This window comes from Microcoleus sp. w1-18aA5, from assembly GCF_036701705.1.
GTDB lineage: Bacteria > Cyanobacteriota > Cyanobacteriia > Cyanobacteriales > Microcoleaceae > Microcoleus.
Window position 1 is genome coordinate 43,781 of the sequence record NZ_JAUPTE010000018.1, and the last position, 18,742, is coordinate 62,522.

Genomic DNA, 18,742 nt, shown 5'->3' on the forward strand with positions numbered 1-18,742 from the left:
AAATCTAAAATCTAAAATCTAAAATCGATTGACCTCAGCCGGCGGTCCCTCGCCCTCATCAAATTGCTGAGAGATTCGATATATTGTAGGCACGATCGCAAATTTCGGGCGAGCAATATTTAAGGTTCACCAAGAGTTTAATTAGAGGAGTTGTTATGCGACGATTATTTTCAGCACTAGCGGTTACAGGTTGCTTGGTGGCTGGATTACCCGCCATCAGTTTAGCTCAGTCCATGCCAGGATTGACGATTTTCGGAGGCCCCGATCGCGCCAACCAATTAAGCTATCGCTTGGATTACGGTACAGCCGGGATGAGTGGCGATAGATATCGGCTGCGAATTCCTTCCAAGAAAGTAAGTTTGGCGATCGCCCAACTGAACATATCCTATCCAGACTACTACAAAGGCGAATTTGACCAAAAAGACATTAAAGTGCGCGTCAAAAACAAAACAATAGAATTGCAAGAAGTAATCTGGGACAAAGAAAATCGATTCATAGAAATTTATCCCAAAGAACCAATTGCCGCCGGCAACAATGTTGAGGTTGTACTCTCCAACGTCAGAAACCCATCTCCTGGCGGAATGTACCATTTCAACGTCCGCATCCGCACCCCTGGGGACGTTCCCTTGCTGCGTTACCTCGGTACTTGGCTGTTGAGCATTAATTGAGGGAAGAGTTCGGGGAAGGAATTTCTCGTTAGTCAAGCGATCGCGACAGAAAAATTTAAATGTGGCGATCGTTTTCCTTCGAGCAAAAACTTAACCATACTCAAATCCGGGTTTTCGGGAGTAGTAAAATAGAACCTTCGGCTCATATCGCAATTCTCAATGATTGGTAATAATGAGTCTAGGGGCAGTCTCCCGATGGTTGCCCTTCGCTAATTAGGGGTAGACCCAGGGGCGCTACCCTAAAAAATGTTTACCAATCAAATAGGATTGCTTTAGCCGTACTTGCAGCATGAATCTACTAGCAAAAATCAAAACAATAAAACTTCCTCCAGCGCTGCGATCAAGAAATTATCGCCTGTTTTTTGCCGGACAAGGCATCTCCCTAATTGGGAATTGGATGACGCAAGTCGCTACTATTTGGCTTGTCTACAATTTGAGCGATTCACCTTGGATGCTCGGCGTGGTGGGATTTACAAGTCAAATACCTACATTAATTTTACTGCCTTTTGCAGGAGTTTTTATCGATCGCTGGAACCGCCACCGAGTCCTAATTGCCACTCAAATATTAGCGATGGTTCAATCCTTAGCGCTAGCATTTTTAGCACTAACAGGAGTCGTTAACATTTGGCAGATCCTGGTACTGAGTTTCTTTCAAGGCGCAATTAACGCCTTTGACGCGCCGGCACGGCAAGCTTTTGTACCGGAACTTGTAGAAAAGAAAGAAGATTTAGCAAATGCGATCGCCATTAATGCTTCGATGTTCAACGCAGCCAGACTAATCGGCCCAGCAATGGCAGGTTTGCTGATAGCTACAGTCGGCGCAAGTTATTGCTTTCTTATTGACGGACTCAGCTACATTGCTGTAATTGCAGGCTTATTAGCGATGCAAATCAAACCCCGTAAAATTGCAGCAACTAATACCAAACCCTTACAAAGATTAAAAGAAGGATTCGTTTATGCCTTCGGGTTTCCCCCGATTCGAGCAATTTTACTGCTATTAGCATTAGTCAGTTTAGCCGGAATGTCCCACACAGTTTTAGTCCCAATTTTTGCCACCAAACTCCTGCACGGCGACGCACAAACCCTCGGCTTTTTGATGGCATCTTCGGGAGTCGGCGCCTTCGCGGGGGCGATTTATTTGATTTCGCGCAAAAGTATAATTGGCCTCGGCAAATGGATTGCGATTTCACCGGCAATTATGGGATTCGGATTAATAGGTTTTGGTTTGTCCCGCGTCTTGTGGCTGTCATTAATCATGATGTTGTTCGTTGGCTTTGGTTTCATTATCCAATTTGCAGGAGGAAACACATTTTTGCAAACAATTGTGGAAGACGACAAACGCGGAAGAGTGATGAGCATATACACGATGGCATTTTTTGGAGTGACACCGTTTGGGAATTTAGTTGCAGGCGGATTGGCAAATTATATCGGCGCTCCCTATACAGTCATCATTGGAGGTATAATTTGTATTTTAGGCTCCATAGTTTTTACCAAACAGTTGCCAGCTTTAAAAAACTTAATCCGACCACTTTATCAAAAAATGGGTTTAATTCCGCACTAGCGATTTAGCGTCAAATCACAAATGCCAACATTAAACAAGATTCCCAAAGCTAATATCTGACTGTCTCTCTCTCTAGGAATCCTCAACAACTGGTAAACTTCTCTCTTTCCCTCTTATCTTCTCTTTCTCTGCGCCCTCTGCGCCCTCTGCGGTTAAAACATCCAAATTAATTACGCAACCCGTCGCAGAAAGTGTTTTTGAGCTTGTTTACCATTCTTGTTGGGCTTCTGCTTCTGCTTGGATTAAATTTTGCCGCAGTTGCACCCAATTTATTTGATGAGAGGGCAAATCTTCAATGAGCTTTCCGCGCTGTAAATGCAGAATTCGCGTGCTAAATTGCTCAGCTAATTCTAATTGATGGTTAACCATTACAATTGTGGTTTGGCCGTTTGTTAGCTGTGTCAATACTTGCAAAAGGTGGGCGGCTTTTCCAGCGTCTAGGGCGGATGTTGGCTCGTCTAAAAGCAAGATTTTTGGTTGCAGGATGATGCCGCGGGCGATCGCCACAAGCTGTTTTTGGCCTGTGGAAAGCTGCAATTCGGTGCGATCGAGCCATTCTTGGGGTATGTGCAGTTGTTCGATCGCCCCGCTAATTCTCTCAGCAATGTTTGATGAAGTTACGCCCCGCAGCTTCAAAGGATAAGCCAATGCTTCTCGCACCGACATTCCCAAAAGCTTGGATTCTTGCAGGATGAGGGTGATTTGTTTGCGGAGTTCGATCGCAGGTATTTGGCGATATTCTGTATTTTCCAGATAAATGGAGCCGCTGCTAGGACTGCTGAGCCGATTTAGCAGTCGCAACAGCGTTGTTTTCCCCGCACCTGAAGGGCCAACAATTGCCACGCGATCGCCCTTATGTACCTGAAACGATATATTGTCCAACAAATAACTTGAGGCGATCGGTGTTTTCAAACTTACACCGTCAATTCGCAGTTGAGGAGTTATTTCTGTATTATTTTCCGAATAATTAGGCATTGAATTCATTAAAAATCCCAAAAAATTGCACATATTTCGATCCCCCTAAATCCCCCTTAAGAAGGGGGACTTTGATCGGAATCTTGTCCCCCCCTTATTAAGGGGGGTTAGGGGGGATCGGAATTCTCTGAAACGACCTATAAAATTGGTATGAGTCGAGGACGATCGCAACTAAATTCATCCGTGTATCCGTGTCGTGACCCTTTTCCTTCTCACACTTTTACAGATTTTTCTAAAGGAAAACCCAGCTTTTCGCGCTGTTCCAAATAAAGCTGAGCAACTCGCCGCGCCAAGTTGCGAATTTTGGTGATATACCGAGTTCTTTCCGTTACCGAAATCACGCCTCTAGCATCGAGTAAATTGAAAGTGTGAGAACATTTTAACACATAATCAAGGCTGGGTAAAACCAATCCTTTTTTGGTCAATTGTTCAGCTTCTTGCTCGTACAATCCAAATAAAGTAAAGAGCAATTCGGGATTGGAAGCTTCAAAGTTATAAGTACACTGTTCTATTTCTCCTTGCAGGTGAACGTCGCCGTAAGTGATGCCATCTTTCCACTGAATTTTCGTCATCGCATCGACTTCTTGGAGATACATTGCGAGGCGTTCTAGTCCGTAGGTAATTTCAATAGAGACGGGGCGACAATCAATGCTACCGCACTGTTGAAAGTAGGTAAATTGGGTGATTTCCATGCCATCGAGCCAGACTTCCCAGCCGACGCCCCAAGCTCCGAGGGTGGGCGATTCCCAGTTGTCTTCTACGAAACGAATGTCGTGATCTTCTGGGCGAATTCCTAATGCTCTGAGGGAGTCTAAATAGATGTCTTGGATGTTGGGAGGAGAGGGTTTAATTAAAACTTGATATTGATAGTAATGTTGGAAGCGGTTGGGATTTTCGCCGTAGCGTCCGTCGGTGGGGCGGCGACAGGGTTCGATGTAGGCGACTGACCAAGGTTCGGGGCCAATTGCTCTGAGAAAGGTGTGGGGATTCATGGTTCCTGCACCTTTTTCTGTGTCGTAGGATTGCGCGATCAGGCATCCTCGATCGCTCCAGAATTTGTTTAAGGTGGCAATGACTGATTGAAAGTTCACTGGTTTAAATATGGTTAGCGAGTGTCTCAACTTATTTAAGCATATAAAAGGCAGGGTTTATTTGCATAAACCCTGCCGAAATCAGATATGGTTGTGAAAAGTTAGGCAGTTTGGAGCGAGTTGTGATTTAGTCTGCAGGAGCGAGGGAAACTAACAGAGTGATGTTGTCAACGCCGATGACAAAAACCGTGTCTCCAGGTGTGAGGGTGATTTGGCGATCGCACCGTGCGGGCCACCAGCTACCTTGAAAGCGGACGCGACCTGTTTGATTCGGGTAAATCGATTCATCGACGACTGCTTCTTCGTTGAAATAGTTAAAATTGGTATTGATGTAGTTATCCATTATGATATTCTTTTCTGTGCTGTAGATGTGAGTAGAAAAAATAGAACCGAAAGCTTTTACTACGTTGAACATTTTCCTGACTCCTTTTGTGTTAATATATATCGAAGTTTAATCGCCTATTTATGCTATTTAAGAGGTTGCATTTCCCGGATTGAGATTTATTTGTTGCCCTTGTATTTCAATCTCTGATTTAGTCTGCAGGAGCGAGGGAAACTAACAAAGTGATGTTGTCAACGCCGATGACATAAACCGTGTCTCCAGGTGTGAGTGTGATTTGGCGATCGCACCGTGCGGGCCACCAGCTACCTTGGAAGCGGACGCGACCTGTTTGATTCGGGTAAATCGATTCATCAACGACTGCTTCTTCGTTGAAGTAGTTAAAATTGGTGTTGACGTAATTTTTGATAAGCATATTGTTAGCTGTGCTGTATCCTTGGGTAGAGAAAATAGAGCCGAAGGCTTTTACTACGTTGAACATGATATTTACTCCTGTGGTGTTAAAATATAGGGATGTGTAATTGTCTGTTTATGCTATTTGAGAGGCTGCATTTCCTCTGTTAAGATTGATTACCTTGATATTTCATTGTTCTTGCCTTCCGTGGTTTTATCAGGATAAAAACCCAAGAATTTTTGAAATGTTGAGGGGATTTCAGAAGCGGTTGCGGGGAGTATAAATCCAGTAATTCCGAGGTATTGAATTACGGATTTCGTTGTTGAGCCGTTGGTGGGATTTACCTTAAGGGTAGATGTGGTTAGCTACATTAGAGATTGACTGATTCCGCATTACTACTGCTGTGAAAATGTTTTATTTTTGGGTTGTATGTTTTGATTGGGGTGTGACTCACTTGCTTTACACTTACTAATTTGCCAGGAGTCGAATGTCTTTGGTGCGATCGCCAGTCCACTTTCCGAGTCTGGTACTGGCACATGACACTGAGAAACCCGCCAGCAACGATTTTGCAACGGTTTTTGCCTAGCTATCAGGCTGGTAGCTGTGCCAATTTAGCTAACTGGACTACCGCAAACGGTGAATCATGAACTTACGCAGTCTCGATCTCCCAATCCGGAATATCCATAAATATCTAGTCCGTAACTTACGCACCAAACCTCTAAAAACCCGGTTTCTGACACTCTGTGCGCCATTAGCGGCCCGTAAGTGGATCTATGATACAAGCTAAGTAAACTTGGCAACTCACCCGCCCTCCCCATGCGATATTGATTTGTACCTACCTCTTTCTACATTCCGTTCCGGTTCAGCGATTTGTTAACTTGATGATGGGTAGGCGATGGCTCCAAGGTTTAGCATACTCCAATTGACCAGCTAACCGAAAAAGTGTAGCTTCCATCCCAAATTTTCCCACAAACTGCATCCCAACAGGTAAACCTGCTTCATTCCAATACAAAGGCACAGACATTGCAGGCTGCCCTGTTACATTGAATGGTGCTGTATAGGGAGTGAAGTTAAAGACTTGTCTGGCGAGAGGCTCAATCACTTTCATGACTTTCAGTAACCAGCTTGCATTTGTTCTCGCAACCAAATTCATCAAAAATTCTTTCCCTGATGACGGTTGAAGTGAACCAATAGGAATTGGAGGTTGAGAAAGGGTGGGAGTCAGCAAAACATCATATTGTTCAAAAAATGGGCCTATCTTCCGTGCCTCTACCTGTAATTGACGAGCTGCTTTAGCATAGTCAGCCGCACTCAAAGCCTCACCTAACAGGCCTAAACAATAAGTCCCTAATTCAAAATCTTCAGCAGTCACTTTTCGTTGTGTTGATTTAGCCGCCCACTCAATATCTGCACGAGTTTCCCCAACAACAATTCTCATAAAATTTAAGGCAAAAGCTTCTCCATCAAATTTAGGCCGATCTTCTACAACTTCATGCCCAAGTTCTTGAAGTAATTTAATGGTTGCTTTCAATCCCTCTATGCAATCTTCATGAACCGCATCACCCAAAAATGGATGAGTGGTAAAAGCAATGCGAAGTTTTCCTGGTGCAGTCGTAACTTCGTCCAAATAGGGTCTTACCTGTGGCGGAGATAAATAGGTGGCTCCCACATCAGAACCACTGATTGCATCCAGCATAGCTGCACTATCGCGAACAGAACGACTTAGCACCGTTTCAGTTGAAAATCCACGCCACAATTCACCTGCAATCGGACCAGTGGGAATACGCCCCCGACTGGGTTTTAGTCCAAAAATGCCACAACAAGATGCTGGAATTCGGGCAGAACCGCCGCCATCCCCCGCCCCAGCTATGGGAACCATTCCTGCTGCAATCGCGGCCGCAGAACCTCCACTAGACCCTCCTGGTGTACGCTCCAAGTCCCAAGGATTGCGAGTCACTCCCCAAGTCTGAGGTTCGGTGTAGGGTGTAATACCAAATTCTGGAGTATTTGTCTTACCTAAAATGACAACTCCTGCTGCTTTGAAACGTCTCACCAATTCACTATCATGGCTGGCTGATATATTTCTAAGTAAACGATTGCCACTACTGGTAGGAACACCCGCATACATCGATCTCAAATCTTTTAATAGAAAAGGGACGCCTTTGAATGAACCCTCTGGCAAGTCATGATTGACTAACATCCTTGCTTGTTCATACATTTTGCAAATGACAGCATTAATTACTGGATTGTACGCTTCAATCCGGGCAATCGCTGCATCCAATAACTCGGCTGGAGTAACTTGCTTTGCTTGTACTAACTCAGCCAAGCCTAAACCATCATATTGTTGATAATCGGGAAAGCCAGACATATTGCACTCCTCAGTTATTGAGTAATTGTTCTAAATTACAGCGGGAAGCGCTGTATACCCTAGACTTCACTCTATACAATTTGCTTGATACTGCATAATTGTTACAGGAATTCTGAATAAAGTTTTAGCTAATTGAGACAAACTGAACTTGAATTTAAGCGACTCCGGCAATTCTTGTACGGAAACTTCTCCGAAGCCAAAGCGAGTATAAAATAATGCAAGTCGCTTTCCCAAACATTCTAAATATAGCGGTTCTGTAGCTTGTTGAATTAAATATTTTGTGAGGTAGCTTCCCAAACCTCGATCGCGCCAATCTTTCGCCACCACCAAACTGCCCAATTCTTGCGCGCCCGCAAAGTTCCGCAACTGTCCGCAAGCTGCCAATTTTCCCTCGCATTCTATGACCCAGAATTGCTCCCAGCGCAACTGAGTTGGATCGAGTTTGGCGCTCCAAACTAACCTTCTAATTGATTTGATATCTTGAGCACAGGCCTGGCGGATAACGCATTGTGGCGGCAACTCCAAAGAATTTTCATTCATTGTGATTTTTGTTGGCTGTCTCGTTTAGTTTGAGTTCTCAACAGGCTTATTATCTATTTAAGTAGAAGATGTGTTACTCGAAATTATACCAGCTAGCCGCTTCAAAATGCGAAAGACTTCGTAAAGTTCGTTTCCTGGACTCCCAATATCGAAAAGTTTAGACACGGCATACTCCGGTATGTCTCCTTTGGTCACTTTGATAAATCGAAAGCTGCTACCATTTGTCAGAAGCCCAAATCTTAGTGGTTCTGGACTGGGGTCATTCAGCATATAAAATAGTAACTGAGGAAGTCCAGCTTCAACGGAATATTGTGCTCGCTTCGCTTCGATCGCAACAACCCAAAAAGATTCAATTAAAAGCAGAAGATCAATACTTCCTCTGACAAGTATACCTTCATCCACGGTGACAAGTTCCACCGATTTTTCTGCTTCTATATGAAATGGATTCAGGTATAAATCTGCTAAAAAGAGCAAGGGAGCAAGTACCACCATTTTTACGGTATCTTCTATCATGGAGTGGTCGGCACTGTTAGTATAGCCAGCCTTTACTTTGTCTAGATATCGCTTTTCTTCATCAGTAATTTCTGGTAAATCGTCAATCCACTCCCGGAAGAATTGCTCGTCTTCACAAAGTTGGAAGTTAAATTTTGTTTTGACATCGTGCAGGGTCAGTGTTTTTGCTTGAAGTGATTGTGTCATAGTTTTCAGTAGCTATTTGCTAGTTGTAATTTATTCTAGCAGAGCAACTGTCGATCGCCTCCCACAAAACCTCCGCGCCAAACCTTACGGGATCGGTACAAGGCAACCCCGTTTCTGCTTGAAGTTCAGCTATTGCTAACAGCGCATCTGCCTCATTTAAGTGATGAGTGTTGAGGGCGATCGCGCTCACTTTTCCCCCTGCAAAAGCACCTGCAGCAGCAGCTACCATTTCGTACAATTCAATTACTTTTGATACCCTGGGAATCGATACGTGCGGGTGATTGCGAATGCGAGTTTGTCCGGCTCTGTGGGCTAAAATTAAGTGAGTTGGCTGCGAACCCCGCAGCAGCGGCAGAGTCGCGGTCGAACCCGGATGCAATAGCGAACCTTGCCCTTCTACGTGCAGGATATCGCATTCAGAACCCAATTTGAGCACCATTTGTTCTACAGCACCAGCGGCAAAATCAACTCGCACTGCATCCAAAGGAAGGCCTTCATTTCCAATCATTAAACCCGTTTGTCCCGTTGCCAAAAATTTGGAACGCAAACCCCGCTGCAAGCAAGTGCGATTGAGTTCTAAACTGGTTGACATTTTGCCAACGCTCATATCTGTGCCGACGGTTAACACGCGGCGACAGCTTAATTTAGCAGCGGCGGCAGAGGCGATCGCACCCACAGATTTCGGTTCCTGACGCACGTCCCAAATCCATTGATTTTCGGTTAACGGAACTGTTATCAAAGGGGCAAGTTTCGCGTGCAAACCATTGACAACTGACAAACCTGCTGCTACCGCTTGATTAATTTCTGGCAGCCATTCTGCCGGCAAAACACCGCCGGAAGGAGCGATACCAATTAGCAGAATATTCGGCGCAAATTGCAGTGCTTCTGCAACGGAAGCAACTATCGGTACTTGTTGAGGAATGCCAGTTAATTCAGGTAAAGATTGTCCGGCACATTGGCGGTCTATTACTGCTACAATTTGTGCTTCGCTGTAGCGCAAAAATGCTAAACCTGTTTTCCCGGAAGAACCGAGAATTCCCTCGTGGAACAAGATAGCAACTTTGCCATTTTTGATCGGATAGTTTTTAGTCATTGATTTACTTGTGATACGGGCGATTTTAGATTTTAACTTCAATCTAAAATCTAAAATCTAAAATCTAAAATCTAAAATCGATTGGGTGTTAGCTGTGATTTGGGTTCAGGATAAGATCATTCGGATCTTCTCCCAATTCTCGCAATCTGGCCTCTAGTCGCGAGGCTCGCTGGCGTTCCTGTTCCGCTTGTTGTTGAGCGGCTTCGGCTTGCTGTTGAGCGGCTTCCTCCGGCAACAAAACTAAATTGCCATATTCATCGAAAAAACGCACCCAAGTCGCTGTTTCTCGATCGACAATTCCTTCCCAAGTGCCCAACCAAAAACCTAACGTTTCGCACCACAGCCAACCCCGCTCGTCGGGCACTAACGGCTGATAGCGCAGGGTGGCATCTAAACGCCATCCTTGCAAAGAATTCGGCTCGAAAGGATCGAAAACAAAGTAATCAGGAGTTCTAAAAACCTGCTCGTAAATATCCTTTTTTTTGCCTGTATCCTGATTTGCCGTTGACGGCGACAGCAGTTCCACAATCACATCCGGGTAACGTCCGTTTTCTTCCCAAACTACCCAGCCTTGTCGGGAAGTATTGCTGTCTACACCCAAAACTGCGAAAAAATCTGGGCCTCGAAAATCCTGATTCCGAATCTGTTTAGCGCTGTAATAAATAAACATATTGCCACCGACAAAAAAATCGTTCCGGTTAGCTAAACCTTGTTCTAAGGAACGGATTAAAACGGTCATCGCTATACGGTGGCGGTTGCTTTCCATTTCTGCACCATCATCAAAAATCAAATCAGTCGGTGGCTTGTGTTCTTCAAAGAAAAGCTTGGCTTCTCTATTAATTTGCTCTCCTATTGATTCTACTGGTATCATACTATCTCCAGATTTGTTTTGAGCGATACTTCTATTCTACAATCTCAACTCGCCGCACTCCCAATCCCGATCGCCCGTTTGGCAGCAAACACCCATTTTCGACGATCGCACCGGTGAAAGGATCGTCTAATAAATTTAAGTGACTGTCCAAATCCAAATAGTCAGCTAGCGGTGAAAGTTGTGCTGCTGCTGTATTTGCGATCGCGCTATCTGAATAACAGCCGAACATTACTTGCAAATTGCAGGCTTTTGCTGTGTGGATCATCCGCATTGCTTCAGTTAATCCCCCTGACTTCATCATTTTGATATTGATGCCGTGGACGCAGTGCGCTAACTTGGGTATATCGGAAGTATTAAAGCAACTTTCATCAGCAAAAATTGGCAGGGGCGATTTACGGTACAGTTCTGATAATTCATCCATATCCGCGACTGGTGAAAGGGGCTGTTCGACATAATTTATCTGGTATTTTTCTAGCCAGTGACACATTTCAATCGCACTGCTCAAACTCCAACCGCCGTTAGCATCTACACTGATTTTAACGTTAGCGGGTGCTTCATCTAGCACTGCTATTAACATAGCTTTATCGGCTTCGATTCCTGCGGGATTTCCTAATTTCACTTTAACGGCGCGGTATTTGATACCTGCTGGATCTGTGCCAAACCAATCGCGCACTCTTTCTCTTGCACTCCTCGGCGAATTAATGCCGATTGTGACCGAGGTGGGGACGATGCGCGATCGATCTAATCCCCACATTTTCCACAACGGCAAGCCTGCTTTTTTGCCCAGCCAGTCGTGCATTGCCATGTCGATGCCGGCCCGGGCGGCTGAGGGTAAGTTGACCTCTGTTAATACTTGTTCGATTTTTTGGCGATCGAACGGAGTAAACTTTTCTAGCAGCGGTGCAACTTCCTGCAATGCAGCTAGCAGCATTTCGGTAGTTTGGGGCCGAGAACCTGTGGAAAAGGGCGATGCTTCTCCCCAACCTTCGATTCCTTCGTGTGCTAATTTTACCCATAAATTCGTACTTTGGGCTGTTGTACCGCGGCTGATGGTAAGGGCAAACCGCTTGCGGACAGTGAAAGTTTCAATTTGAAGGTGCATTGTCAGTGATTGGTAATTTTTTCTAAATAAAAATCCGAGGGGGCGGATTGTGCAGCTCTTGCGATTTGTAACTTTTTACTTTATAGTTTGATTTTGCTTGTTCTAGTTTATCAAAAACTTGATGAAATTCCTTATTTCTGTTTCGCCGAAGAGAGTTGCCTTCTCTCTCAGCATTTGGGTGTTCTTCTTTGCTGTTGCTGGTTGCATCGTACAAGTTCTGCGCTACGGTTTTAACTATAAAGAACGCTGGATTAGTTTGTTTAACTTAGACCAAGAAATAAATTATCCTTCGTGGTACTCGTCATTTACTTTGCTGTTTTGCGCGATTTTGCTAGGTATTATTGCTAGTGCTAAGAAGAAGCAGGGCGATCGGTATTTTGGACACTGGAAAGCGCTGGCGTTGATGTTTGTATTTTTTTCTTTAGATGAAATATTGAGTCTGCACGAAATATTAATTATTAACGACTTGCGAAAGGCACTGAATTTAGGGGGAATTTTTTACTTCATTTGGGTAATTCCTGGGGCGATTTTTGTTGGGATTACTGCGCTGGCTTATCTCAAGTTTCTCCGGCACCTACCCCGGAAAATAAGAGACTTTTTCTTACTAGCAGGCAGTATATATGTGGGTGGAGCACTTGGCATGGAAATGGTTACTGGCTATTATGCAGATGCGGTAACTCAACGAAACTTGATATACGGTTTGATGGTTTGTGTTGAGGAAATTTTGGAAATGGTAGGGGTGATCGTATTTATCTACGCCCTGCTGTCTTACATCGGTTCCCATCTTAAAACTATTGATTTGCGGTTGAAGATAGTGGATAATCCAGAGAGGTAAAACTGACGATAAACCAAGATTCTTAACGAAATTGAAATCGCAGACTTTATGGCTATCTACTTCTACACCACTGCCAGCGAATACGGCTGTTTTTCTAATTTTTCCAGTCATGGATTCGAGTTAGACGGAGAATATTGGCCAACTACCGAGCATTATTTTCAAGCACAAAAGTTTCCCAAAACGGCTCATTGTGACCAAATTCGCCAAGCAAAAACACCGAAAGATGCCGCAAAAATGGGACGTGATCGCTCTCGTCCCCTCCGTAAAGATTGGGAAAAAGTAAAAGATGATATCATGCGAAAAGCCGTACTCCGCAAATTTGAAACTCATGCCGAAATTAGAGAAATTTTACTCGCTACTGCGGATGAGGAAATAGTCGAAAATTCCCCTGTTGATTACTATTGGGGTTGCGGTAAAGATGGCAGCGGCAAAAATATGTTGGGCCAGATTTTAATGGAAGTAAGGGAAATATTGCGAAAACGCACATCAGAGTAAAACAGAACTTAAATTTCCCAAACTAAAGCAGGACTTATTTAATCCTAAGTCCTGCAATGCTCGTCAGCGAGCATTTCCTCAATTTTCTTAAACACTGAACTTAAAAATCGGCATGAGCAACTGTCAAAACTTGTGTCAATCTCGTCGGGCTGTTCTAGTAGAGGGTTTAGCCTCTCCTCAGAGACTGCGAAGCAGGGGAAACGGTAAAAACCCTGCACCACTTTTTTTGTTTTAACAACTACTCTCAACCGGAATTAACTTTTATGGTTGCAAGTACAGCATTGTTACCCAGTCGCCTCCCGGACACCGTTCCCCTAAAGTTGGCGATTCACAGGTAAAACAGCAAAACACCTGTTCTGGTTAAAGTTTGTTTTTTATTTATGCTGTATCTTTACTATTGTGTACGATTTGTGGAAAGTGTCAGCAGTGCTACAGAATTCTTTACATTTGTGATTTATTTGGATACCATCGCGCCACTCTGTCGCAGTTGCTGTTGAATTTTGTTAAATTCTTTCTGTTCTGCGCTTAGCAAACTATTGTCGATCGGCGATCGCATATCCCACTGCAATTCGGACAATAACAACAAACAACCAGCCATAATTATTCCTGTGGTTAGATATTGCCAAGGTGCAACAAATGTTAATAGAGGGATGCTAAATAAATGAGTTAGTCCAATCAGGAGAAAAGTGCGCGATCGCAAACCTAATCCCGTCAACAAATAGCCGATCGCGCTCAACCCCAACCACAAATCGCACAGATGCAGCAACAAACCTCCCCAACCGGCAAAAATACTGCAATCCGTTAGAACCAAACCAGTTATCATCAAAATCGCCCAAGAGTAAAGAATCCAGCTAACTCGCTCGACTCTTACCCAAAACAAAGTCAAAACAGCCATTACCGCAGTGCCAATTAGAGTCAAAGTTGACCACAAAATCGCCTGAAAGCTCCAACTGATGGGGACAAACTGAGCCGTAAAAAAAATCCCCCCTGTCACCAAACCCCACAGCAGAAAAGTTTGGTCGATGCGGGTATAAAATCCTGAGAAAAGAGTAATATTTCCAATTTGCCAGCGGAGTTGCAACAGGCCTTCGCGGTCTTGTACGTCGAGATGTTCCTGTTTGCAGCGGATTAGGGGTTCGGAGGCGTTGAAAAAGGTCATCCAGTGTTGGGGAAAGTATGAAGTTTTGTGTATTGTAACAAGTCTTAAGGAATATTTTTCAGATTTTTTCTTGTTCCCCGGCTCTGCCTGGGGACGCAGATTTGGAGGCTCTGTTTGCTGTTTTCCTCCGCAACCGACGAGGCAGAAGGTTGCGTTAAGCTTTGTACTAACGCAGCCTTAAGATTTGAGTTCAAGCAAGTCTCCAATTCTTGTCTTTTGGAGAATAAATGAAGGCAACATTCACAAGAATTGAGCCATCTTTTTTCCCTGTAGAGTAAATTTGCCACGTACCTGTGGGAACCTGCCGCAGATACGGTTTATTTTTCCTTAGCCGATCGTAGATTGAGCTTTTTGAGCATTTGGTATATTCGGCGGCACGTTCAACATTGCAGCCCATTTCCACCAAAACTGCGATCGGCTGGGTGAACAAATAGAGCTGTTCGCTGTTATAATTAGTCATGAGAAATCCTCGGTCTATATAGACCATAAACAACATCAGAGTGCTACTGGTTGCAGCCAGTGGCTCCCGAAAAAACTGATAAGCGATCGAAAGCGTCTCTAGTAACAGCTAGGGGCGCTTGTTTGCTTGTTAAGCGCAGTCTAACACTGCTTGAAAAAATATACAACAAATTTGACGTATATTTTTTTAGACCTATGGTAAATTAGACGTATAACTTCTAAAAGCCTTGTCTAACAAGCATTTTCTTCTTCCCGGCTCTGCCTGGGGGCGCTGATCCGGAGGCTGTGCCTCCTGTTTTCCTCCGCAACCGATGAGGCAGAGCCTCTAGATATCGGTTCCCAGGCACAGCCGGGGGAGCAATTAAACCCAATAGATATTATGAAAAATACATTTATCTCTCGATTTACTCCTAGCTTAATGGCACCAGAAACCCTGGAAGCTATCTTAGTACAGCGTCACGCACTGGCAGAACGTTTAGTAGAGCTAATTCGGGTGAGCGCCCTAACAGATAACAAGCATTTTCAACTACTAATAGGGCCGCGCGGCATGGGCAAAACGCACTTGGTTTCCCTGATTTATAATCGCGTAGCTAAGATGGAAGATTTGCAGGATAAATTGCTAATTGCGTGGCTGCACGAAGAAGAGTGGCATAGTATTGCGTCTTTTTTGGATTTATTGCGGGGAATATTCCGGGCAATTGCTAAAGAATATAAGCCAGAATATGAAGCTCAGTTAAAGAATGATGTTGAAAAGCTTTATGATTTGTCGCCGGAGCAAGCTGAATTTAAGGCCGCAGAATTGCTGAGAGACTTTGTTGGCAAGCGGGTGCTGTTGTTGATTGTCGAAAATTTAGAGGACGTGTTTAGCGGCTTGGGGGATTTCGGGCAGAAGCAGTTGAGGGCGTATATTCAAAATTATTCATTTTTGACAATTTTGGCAACATCACAAAGCTTGTTTGATGGAGTCAAGCTCTCTAATAATCCTTTTTATGATTTTTTTGATTTATATGAATTAGATGAGTTTAATCTCGATGATGCTGTAGCTTTATTAAATCATATTGCCAAGTTAGAAGGGAATAGTGATTTAGCATCTTTTATTCAAACTCCAACCGGGCGAGATCGCATTAAAGTTGTGCATTACCTTTCTGGTGGCAATCCTCGCGTCTATATTATTTTTTCTGATTTTCTGATGACTCCAGAATCGCTCGATAAATTGGTAGAACCGTTCATGGAAATGCTGGATAGCCTCACGCCCTACTATCAGGATCGGATGAAATATCTATCAAATCAGCAGCGAAAAATTGTTGATTTTTTGTGCGATCAAGGTGGTGCCGCACCAGTCAAAAAAATTGCTAAACGCTGTTTTATTGAGCAGCGAACTGTATCTAGCCAACTTAAAGATTTGCGAGATAAGGGTTATGTAAAAACTGAGGAGATAGGACGGGAATCGTGGTATGAATTGCGGGAACCATTGATGCGTTTTTGTCTGGAGGTAAAGAAGCAGCGAAATAAACCGATTCGATTAATTGTGGATTTTATTCGGGTTTGGTATACGCGGAAAGAATTGCAGCAGCGATTGGGATTGAGGATGGCGGATGTTGATATGGCGGAGAAAGAAAGTCATTTTCTGTATTGGCAAGGTTTGAAACCGATTCCACCTGATGCTGTCATGGAACGAGAATATTATACGCGGGCGCTTGAGGCTATTGAGAGAAATGAGGAAGACCCGCGTCTGAAGGCTTATTTTGATGAAATTGAATATTGTATTGAAGAGAAAGACTATGTTTCGGCTTTAGCATATGCGGAAAAATTGGTAGCAAGTCGGGGTGAGGCCAAGGATTGGTCGGTAAAGGGATACTGTTTAAGTAGGCGGGAATGGTACGATGAAGCTTTGGAATGTTTAGATAAAGCTATTGAAATCGATTCCAATTATAAAATCGTTTGGAATCTACGAGGCGATGTACTCAAAAGCCTCGAACGCTATGATGAAGCCTTAGTATCCTTAGATAAGGTGATCGAACTTGATCCCAATTATCAGTCGGCTTGGGCTAAGCAAGGCGATGTACTCAGCAACCTCAAACGCTATGAAGAAGCTTTAGCATCTTTCGATCGGGCGATCAATCTAGACCCCAACCATGAAGCAGCTTGGGTGATGCAAGGCGGTGTATTCTATAAACTCGAACGCTACGAAGAAGCTTTAGCATCCTTTGATAGAGCGAGCGAACTTGATGCCAATCTTCAGTCTGTTTGGGCTTTACGAGGCTATGTACTCCATCACCTCAAATGCTATGAAGAAGCTTTAGTATCTTTTGATAGAGCGATTGAACTTGGTGCCAATTATCATGAGATTTGGGTATTACGAGGTAATATACTCAACAACTTCAAACGCTACGAAGAAGCCTTAGAATCTTTTGATAGGATGATCGAACTTGATGCCAATGATAAGTTAGCTTGGCGTATCCGAGGCCATGTACTCAACAACCTCAAACGCTATGATGAAGCCTTAGAATCCTTAAATCGGGCGATAGACCTTGAGGCCAACGATCCGTGGAATTGGGCTAATCGAGGCAATGTACTCAATAACCTCGAACTCTATGATGAAGCTTTAGTATCCTTCGATCGGGCGATCGAACTTGGTTATAAAGATTCATCTGTCTTCTTCAACCGTGCCATTGCCATTCTCGGATTAAATCGTTGGGATGAAGGCCTCGCCGCCTTAGACGACGCATTCCGACGCATTGAATCAGACGAGGAAGTTAGTTCTGAAGATGCCTATTTAATTACCAGCAACCTATTCGCAAACACGCACGAGCCGATAACTAAAACTCGCATTATCAGCCTAATAGCAGTTTACGAAAAACACAAATTTTTCTCAATTTTAGGGAATGGAATTGTGCGAAAAATCCCCGCGCTAATGTCAGAAATGGTAAGCGACAAAGCCGCACGCACTTGGTTAGAATTGTGGCAAGAACTAACCAGCAACTACGATGAATTCAAAATTCCCATCCGCCTGCTGAATGCGGCTGTCCGCTATAAGGAAACCAAGGGCGACAGACGAGTTTTGCTAGAACTTCCCATTGAAGAACGCAATTTATTAGAACCATTGGTGTCAACAAAACCAGAATAAGTAAAACAGGACTTACGCACTCCGACAAAGAAACCGGGTTTTTTACCTAATCTGCCGATTGCAACGAAGTCTTTTCGTGAAAAACCCGGTTTCTGGGCCCCCTGCGTAAGTCCTATAAAATAGGTATAAAATAGAAATTGATGCTACTAGCAATGGAGTCATCCCCATGACAACAACAATTCCTACTCAAACTTTGCCAGAAATCATCTACCCAGACAGCGACGGAAAACCAATGTCTGACAATACCAAACAGTTCCAATTAATAGTAAAAATTCAAGGCGGAATAGATGCCTTATTCAAAGACAACGAAAATGTCTTTGTAGCAGGTGATTTGCTGTGGTATCCCGTCGAAGGAGATAACAAAACTCGCCAAGCACCTGATACAATGGTAGTCTTTGGCAGACCCAAAGGTGACAGAGGTTCCTACCAACAGTGGCTTGAAAATAATATTGCGCCGCAAGTTGTCTTTGAAATCATCTCCCCCGGCAACCGCATGACAGCAATGTTTAAGCTGTTTAAGTTCTACGATAATTATGGAGTCGAAGAATATTATGTCTACGATCCAGAGGATAATGAGTTAATGGGTTGGGTGCGAAGTGACGGAAAACTCAACTATATTGAATCAATGGAGGGTTGGGTAAGTCCGCGTTTGCAGACACGTTTTGAAACTGCATCGGGAGACTTGGAAATTTATCGTCCTGACGGACTAAAGTTTTTGTCTTATGTGGAGTTGTCAAGACAAATGGAACAAGCGCAGCAACAAATGGAACAAGAACGACAACAAAGGGAACAAGAACGACAGGAGAAAGAGTTAGTACAGCAAAAAGCCGATCGCCTTTCAGAAAAACTCCGAGAAATGGGCATAAATCCAGAGGACATTTGAGATTATAATAGTCCTCGAATCACGGGCGCTCGGAAAATGGGTTTTTCACCAAATCTGCGGGCTGTAACGCATCTTATCGTAA

General features: G+C 43.8%; 18 protein-coding genes. 6 read left to right on the top strand and 12 right to left on the bottom strand.

Annotation, left to right across the window (positions count from 1 at the left end):
* Window positions 1-155 precede the first annotated feature (155 nt).
* Together Q5691_RS09365 and Q5691_RS09370 are read left to right on the top strand one after the other, a co-directional pair.
* Window positions 156-668, top strand: a complete 513-nt coding sequence (locus Q5691_RS09365; RefSeq protein WP_333211412.1) for a DUF2808 domain-containing protein — start codon at window positions 156-158, stop codon at window positions 666-668.
* A gap of 289 nt (window positions 669-957) precedes the next feature.
* Window positions 958-2,229: an MFS transporter gene (locus Q5691_RS09370; RefSeq protein ID WP_333211413.1), complete on the top strand. Its 1,272-nt coding sequence runs from the start codon at window positions 958-960 to the stop codon at window positions 2,227-2,229.
* Between the two features lie 207 nt (window positions 2,230-2,436).
* Here the strand turns inward: Q5691_RS09370 and Q5691_RS09375 are convergent, their stop codons facing one another.
* The 10 genes from Q5691_RS09375 to Q5691_RS09420 all read right to left on the bottom strand — a co-directional run bounded on the left by Q5691_RS09375 (window position 2,437) and on the right by Q5691_RS09420 (window position 11,702).
* The gene (locus Q5691_RS09375) at window positions 2,437-3,204 is read right to left on the bottom strand and encodes an ATP-binding cassette domain-containing protein (RefSeq protein ID WP_333310243.1); all 768 of its coding nucleotides are present in this window, start codon (window positions 3,202-3,204) and stop codon (window positions 2,437-2,439) included.
* Between the two features lie 212 nt (window positions 3,205-3,416).
* The gene (glyQ, locus tag Q5691_RS09380; protein WP_333310177.1) at window positions 3,417-4,295 is read right to left on the bottom strand and encodes a glycine--tRNA ligase subunit alpha; all 879 of its coding nucleotides are present in this window, start codon (window positions 4,293-4,295) and stop codon (window positions 3,417-3,419) included.
* A 127-nt stretch (window positions 4,296-4,422) separates the two neighbouring features.
* Window positions 4,423-4,710 (bottom strand): NfeD family protein, encoded by a 288-nt coding sequence (locus tag Q5691_RS09385; RefSeq protein ID WP_333211416.1) that lies wholly within the window; start codon window positions 4,708-4,710, stop codon window positions 4,423-4,425.
* A gap of 118 nt (window positions 4,711-4,828) precedes the next feature.
* Entirely contained in the window at window positions 4,829-5,116 is a 288-nt protein-coding gene (locus tag Q5691_RS09390; protein WP_333101688.1) for an NfeD family protein, read from the bottom strand.
* A 775-nt stretch (window positions 5,117-5,891) separates the two neighbouring features.
* Window positions 5,892-7,397: an amidase gene (locus tag Q5691_RS09395; RefSeq protein ID WP_333226790.1), complete on the bottom strand. Its 1,506-nt coding sequence runs from the start codon at window positions 7,395-7,397 to the stop codon at window positions 5,892-5,894.
* Window positions 7,398-7,463: 66 nt separating this feature from the next.
* On the bottom strand, window positions 7,464-7,937 hold the full coding sequence (locus Q5691_RS09400; protein ID WP_333214791.1) for a GNAT family N-acetyltransferase: 474 nt from the start codon (window positions 7,935-7,937) through the stop codon (window positions 7,464-7,466).
* A 57-nt stretch (window positions 7,938-7,994) separates the two neighbouring features.
* A complete protein-coding gene (locus Q5691_RS09405; protein WP_333344605.1) occupies window positions 7,995-8,636 on the bottom strand; it encodes a type I restriction endonuclease in 642 nt (213 codons plus the stop codon).
* Between the two features lie 19 nt (window positions 8,637-8,655).
* Window positions 8,656-9,729 carry a DUF1611 domain-containing protein gene (locus Q5691_RS09410; protein ID WP_333344607.1) on the bottom strand — a complete coding sequence of 358 codons (1,074 nt, stop codon included), beginning with the start codon at window positions 9,727-9,729 and terminating at the stop codon, window positions 8,656-8,658.
* An 88-nt stretch (window positions 9,730-9,817) separates the two neighbouring features.
* Window positions 9,818-10,600, bottom strand: a complete 783-nt coding sequence (locus Q5691_RS09415; RefSeq protein ID WP_333214797.1) for a Uma2 family endonuclease — start codon at window positions 10,598-10,600, stop codon at window positions 9,818-9,820.
* A 31-nt stretch (window positions 10,601-10,631) separates the two neighbouring features.
* Window positions 10,632-11,702: a dipeptide epimerase gene (locus tag Q5691_RS09420; RefSeq protein ID WP_333344610.1), complete on the bottom strand. Its 1,071-nt coding sequence runs from the start codon at window positions 11,700-11,702 to the stop codon at window positions 10,632-10,634.
* Between the two features lie 121 nt (window positions 11,703-11,823).
* Between Q5691_RS09420 and Q5691_RS09425 the strand changes: the two genes are divergently transcribed.
* Both Q5691_RS09425 and Q5691_RS09430 read left to right on the top strand, forming a co-directional pair.
* Complete coding sequence (locus tag Q5691_RS09425) at window positions 11,824-12,537, top strand: hypothetical protein (RefSeq protein ID WP_333344612.1); 714 nt, start codon at window positions 11,824-11,826, stop codon at window positions 12,535-12,537.
* A gap of 48 nt (window positions 12,538-12,585) precedes the next feature.
* On the top strand, window positions 12,586-13,032 hold the full coding sequence (locus tag Q5691_RS09430; RefSeq protein ID WP_333209916.1) for an NADAR family protein: 447 nt from the start codon (window positions 12,586-12,588) through the stop codon (window positions 13,030-13,032).
* Between the two features lie 454 nt (window positions 13,033-13,486).
* On the opposite strand, the gene Q5691_RS09435 is transcribed toward Q5691_RS09430, so the two are convergent.
* Window positions 13,487-14,191: a hypothetical protein gene (locus Q5691_RS09435; RefSeq protein WP_333344614.1), complete on the bottom strand. Its 705-nt coding sequence runs from the start codon at window positions 14,189-14,191 to the stop codon at window positions 13,487-13,489.
* Window positions 14,192-14,381: 190 nt separating this feature from the next.
* Window positions 14,382-14,651 carry a hypothetical protein gene (locus Q5691_RS09440; RefSeq protein WP_333344616.1) on the bottom strand — a complete coding sequence of 90 codons (270 nt, stop codon included), beginning with the start codon at window positions 14,649-14,651 and terminating at the stop codon, window positions 14,382-14,384.
* 378 nt (window positions 14,652-15,029) lie between these two features.
* Here Q5691_RS09440 and Q5691_RS09445 point away from each other — a divergent pair, with 378 nt between their 5' ends.
* Window positions 15,030-17,777 carry a tetratricopeptide repeat protein gene (locus Q5691_RS09445; RefSeq protein WP_333344617.1) on the top strand — a complete coding sequence of 916 codons (2,748 nt, stop codon included), beginning with the start codon at window positions 15,030-15,032 and terminating at the stop codon, window positions 17,775-17,777.
* A 166-nt stretch (window positions 17,778-17,943) separates the two neighbouring features.
* A complete protein-coding gene (locus Q5691_RS09450) occupies window positions 17,944-18,660 on the top strand; it encodes a Uma2 family endonuclease (RefSeq protein WP_333344619.1) in 717 nt (238 codons plus the stop codon).
* Window positions 18,661-18,742: the final 82 nt, after the last annotated feature.

What these genes read in the sequence shown, in the direction of transcription:
- Q5691_RS09390 (WP_333101688.1), bottom strand. Translation starts at nt 5,116, where the DNA reads ATGTTCAACGTAGTAAAAGCCTTCGGCTCTATTTTCTCTACCCAAGGA.
- Q5691_RS09395 (WP_333226790.1), bottom strand. Translation starts at nt 7,397, where the DNA reads ATGTCTGGCTTTCCCGATTATCAACAATATGATGGTTTAGGCTTGGCT.
- Q5691_RS09405 (WP_333344605.1), bottom strand. Translation starts at nt 8,636, where the DNA reads ATGACACAATCACTTCAAGCAAAAACACTGACCCTGCACGATGTCAAA.
- Q5691_RS09365 (WP_333211412.1), top strand. Translation starts at nt 156, where the DNA reads ATGCGACGATTATTTTCAGCACTAGCGGTTACAGGTTGCTTGGTGGCT.
- Q5691_RS09435 (WP_333344614.1), bottom strand. Translation starts at nt 14,191, where the DNA reads ATGACCTTTTTCAACGCCTCCGAACCCCTAATCCGCTGCAAACAGGAA.
- Q5691_RS09415 (WP_333214797.1), bottom strand. Translation starts at nt 10,600, where the DNA reads ATGATACCAGTAGAATCAATAGGAGAGCAAATTAATAGAGAAGCCAAG.
- Q5691_RS09445 (WP_333344617.1), top strand. Translation starts at nt 15,030, where the DNA reads ATGAAAAATACATTTATCTCTCGATTTACTCCTAGCTTAATGGCACCA.
- Q5691_RS09400 (WP_333214791.1), bottom strand. Translation starts at nt 7,937, where the DNA reads ATGAATGAAAATTCTTTGGAGTTGCCGCCACAATGCGTTATCCGCCAG.
- Q5691_RS09440 (WP_333344616.1), bottom strand. Translation starts at nt 14,651, where the DNA reads ATGACTAATTATAACAGCGAACAGCTCTATTTGTTCACCCAGCCGATC.
- Q5691_RS09385 (WP_333211416.1), bottom strand. Translation starts at nt 4,710, where the DNA reads ATGTTCAACGTAGTAAAAGCTTTCGGTTCTATTTTTTCTACTCACATC.
- Q5691_RS09410 (WP_333344607.1), bottom strand. Translation starts at nt 9,729, where the DNA reads ATGACTAAAAACTATCCGATCAAAAATGGCAAAGTTGCTATCTTGTTC.
- Q5691_RS09450 (WP_333344619.1), top strand. Translation starts at nt 17,944, where the DNA reads ATGACAACAACAATTCCTACTCAAACTTTGCCAGAAATCATCTACCCA.
- Q5691_RS09420 (WP_333344610.1), bottom strand. Translation starts at nt 11,702, where the DNA reads ATGCACCTTCAAATTGAAACTTTCACTGTCCGCAAGCGGTTTGCCCTT.
- Q5691_RS09370 (WP_333211413.1), top strand. Translation starts at nt 958, where the DNA reads ATGAATCTACTAGCAAAAATCAAAACAATAAAACTTCCTCCAGCGCTG.
- Q5691_RS09425 (WP_333344612.1), top strand. Translation starts at nt 11,824, where the DNA reads ATGAAATTCCTTATTTCTGTTTCGCCGAAGAGAGTTGCCTTCTCTCTC.
- Q5691_RS09430 (WP_333209916.1), top strand. Translation starts at nt 12,586, where the DNA reads ATGGCTATCTACTTCTACACCACTGCCAGCGAATACGGCTGTTTTTCT.
- Q5691_RS09375 (WP_333310243.1), bottom strand. Translation starts at nt 3,204, where the DNA reads ATGCCTAATTATTCGGAAAATAATACAGAAATAACTCCTCAACTGCGA.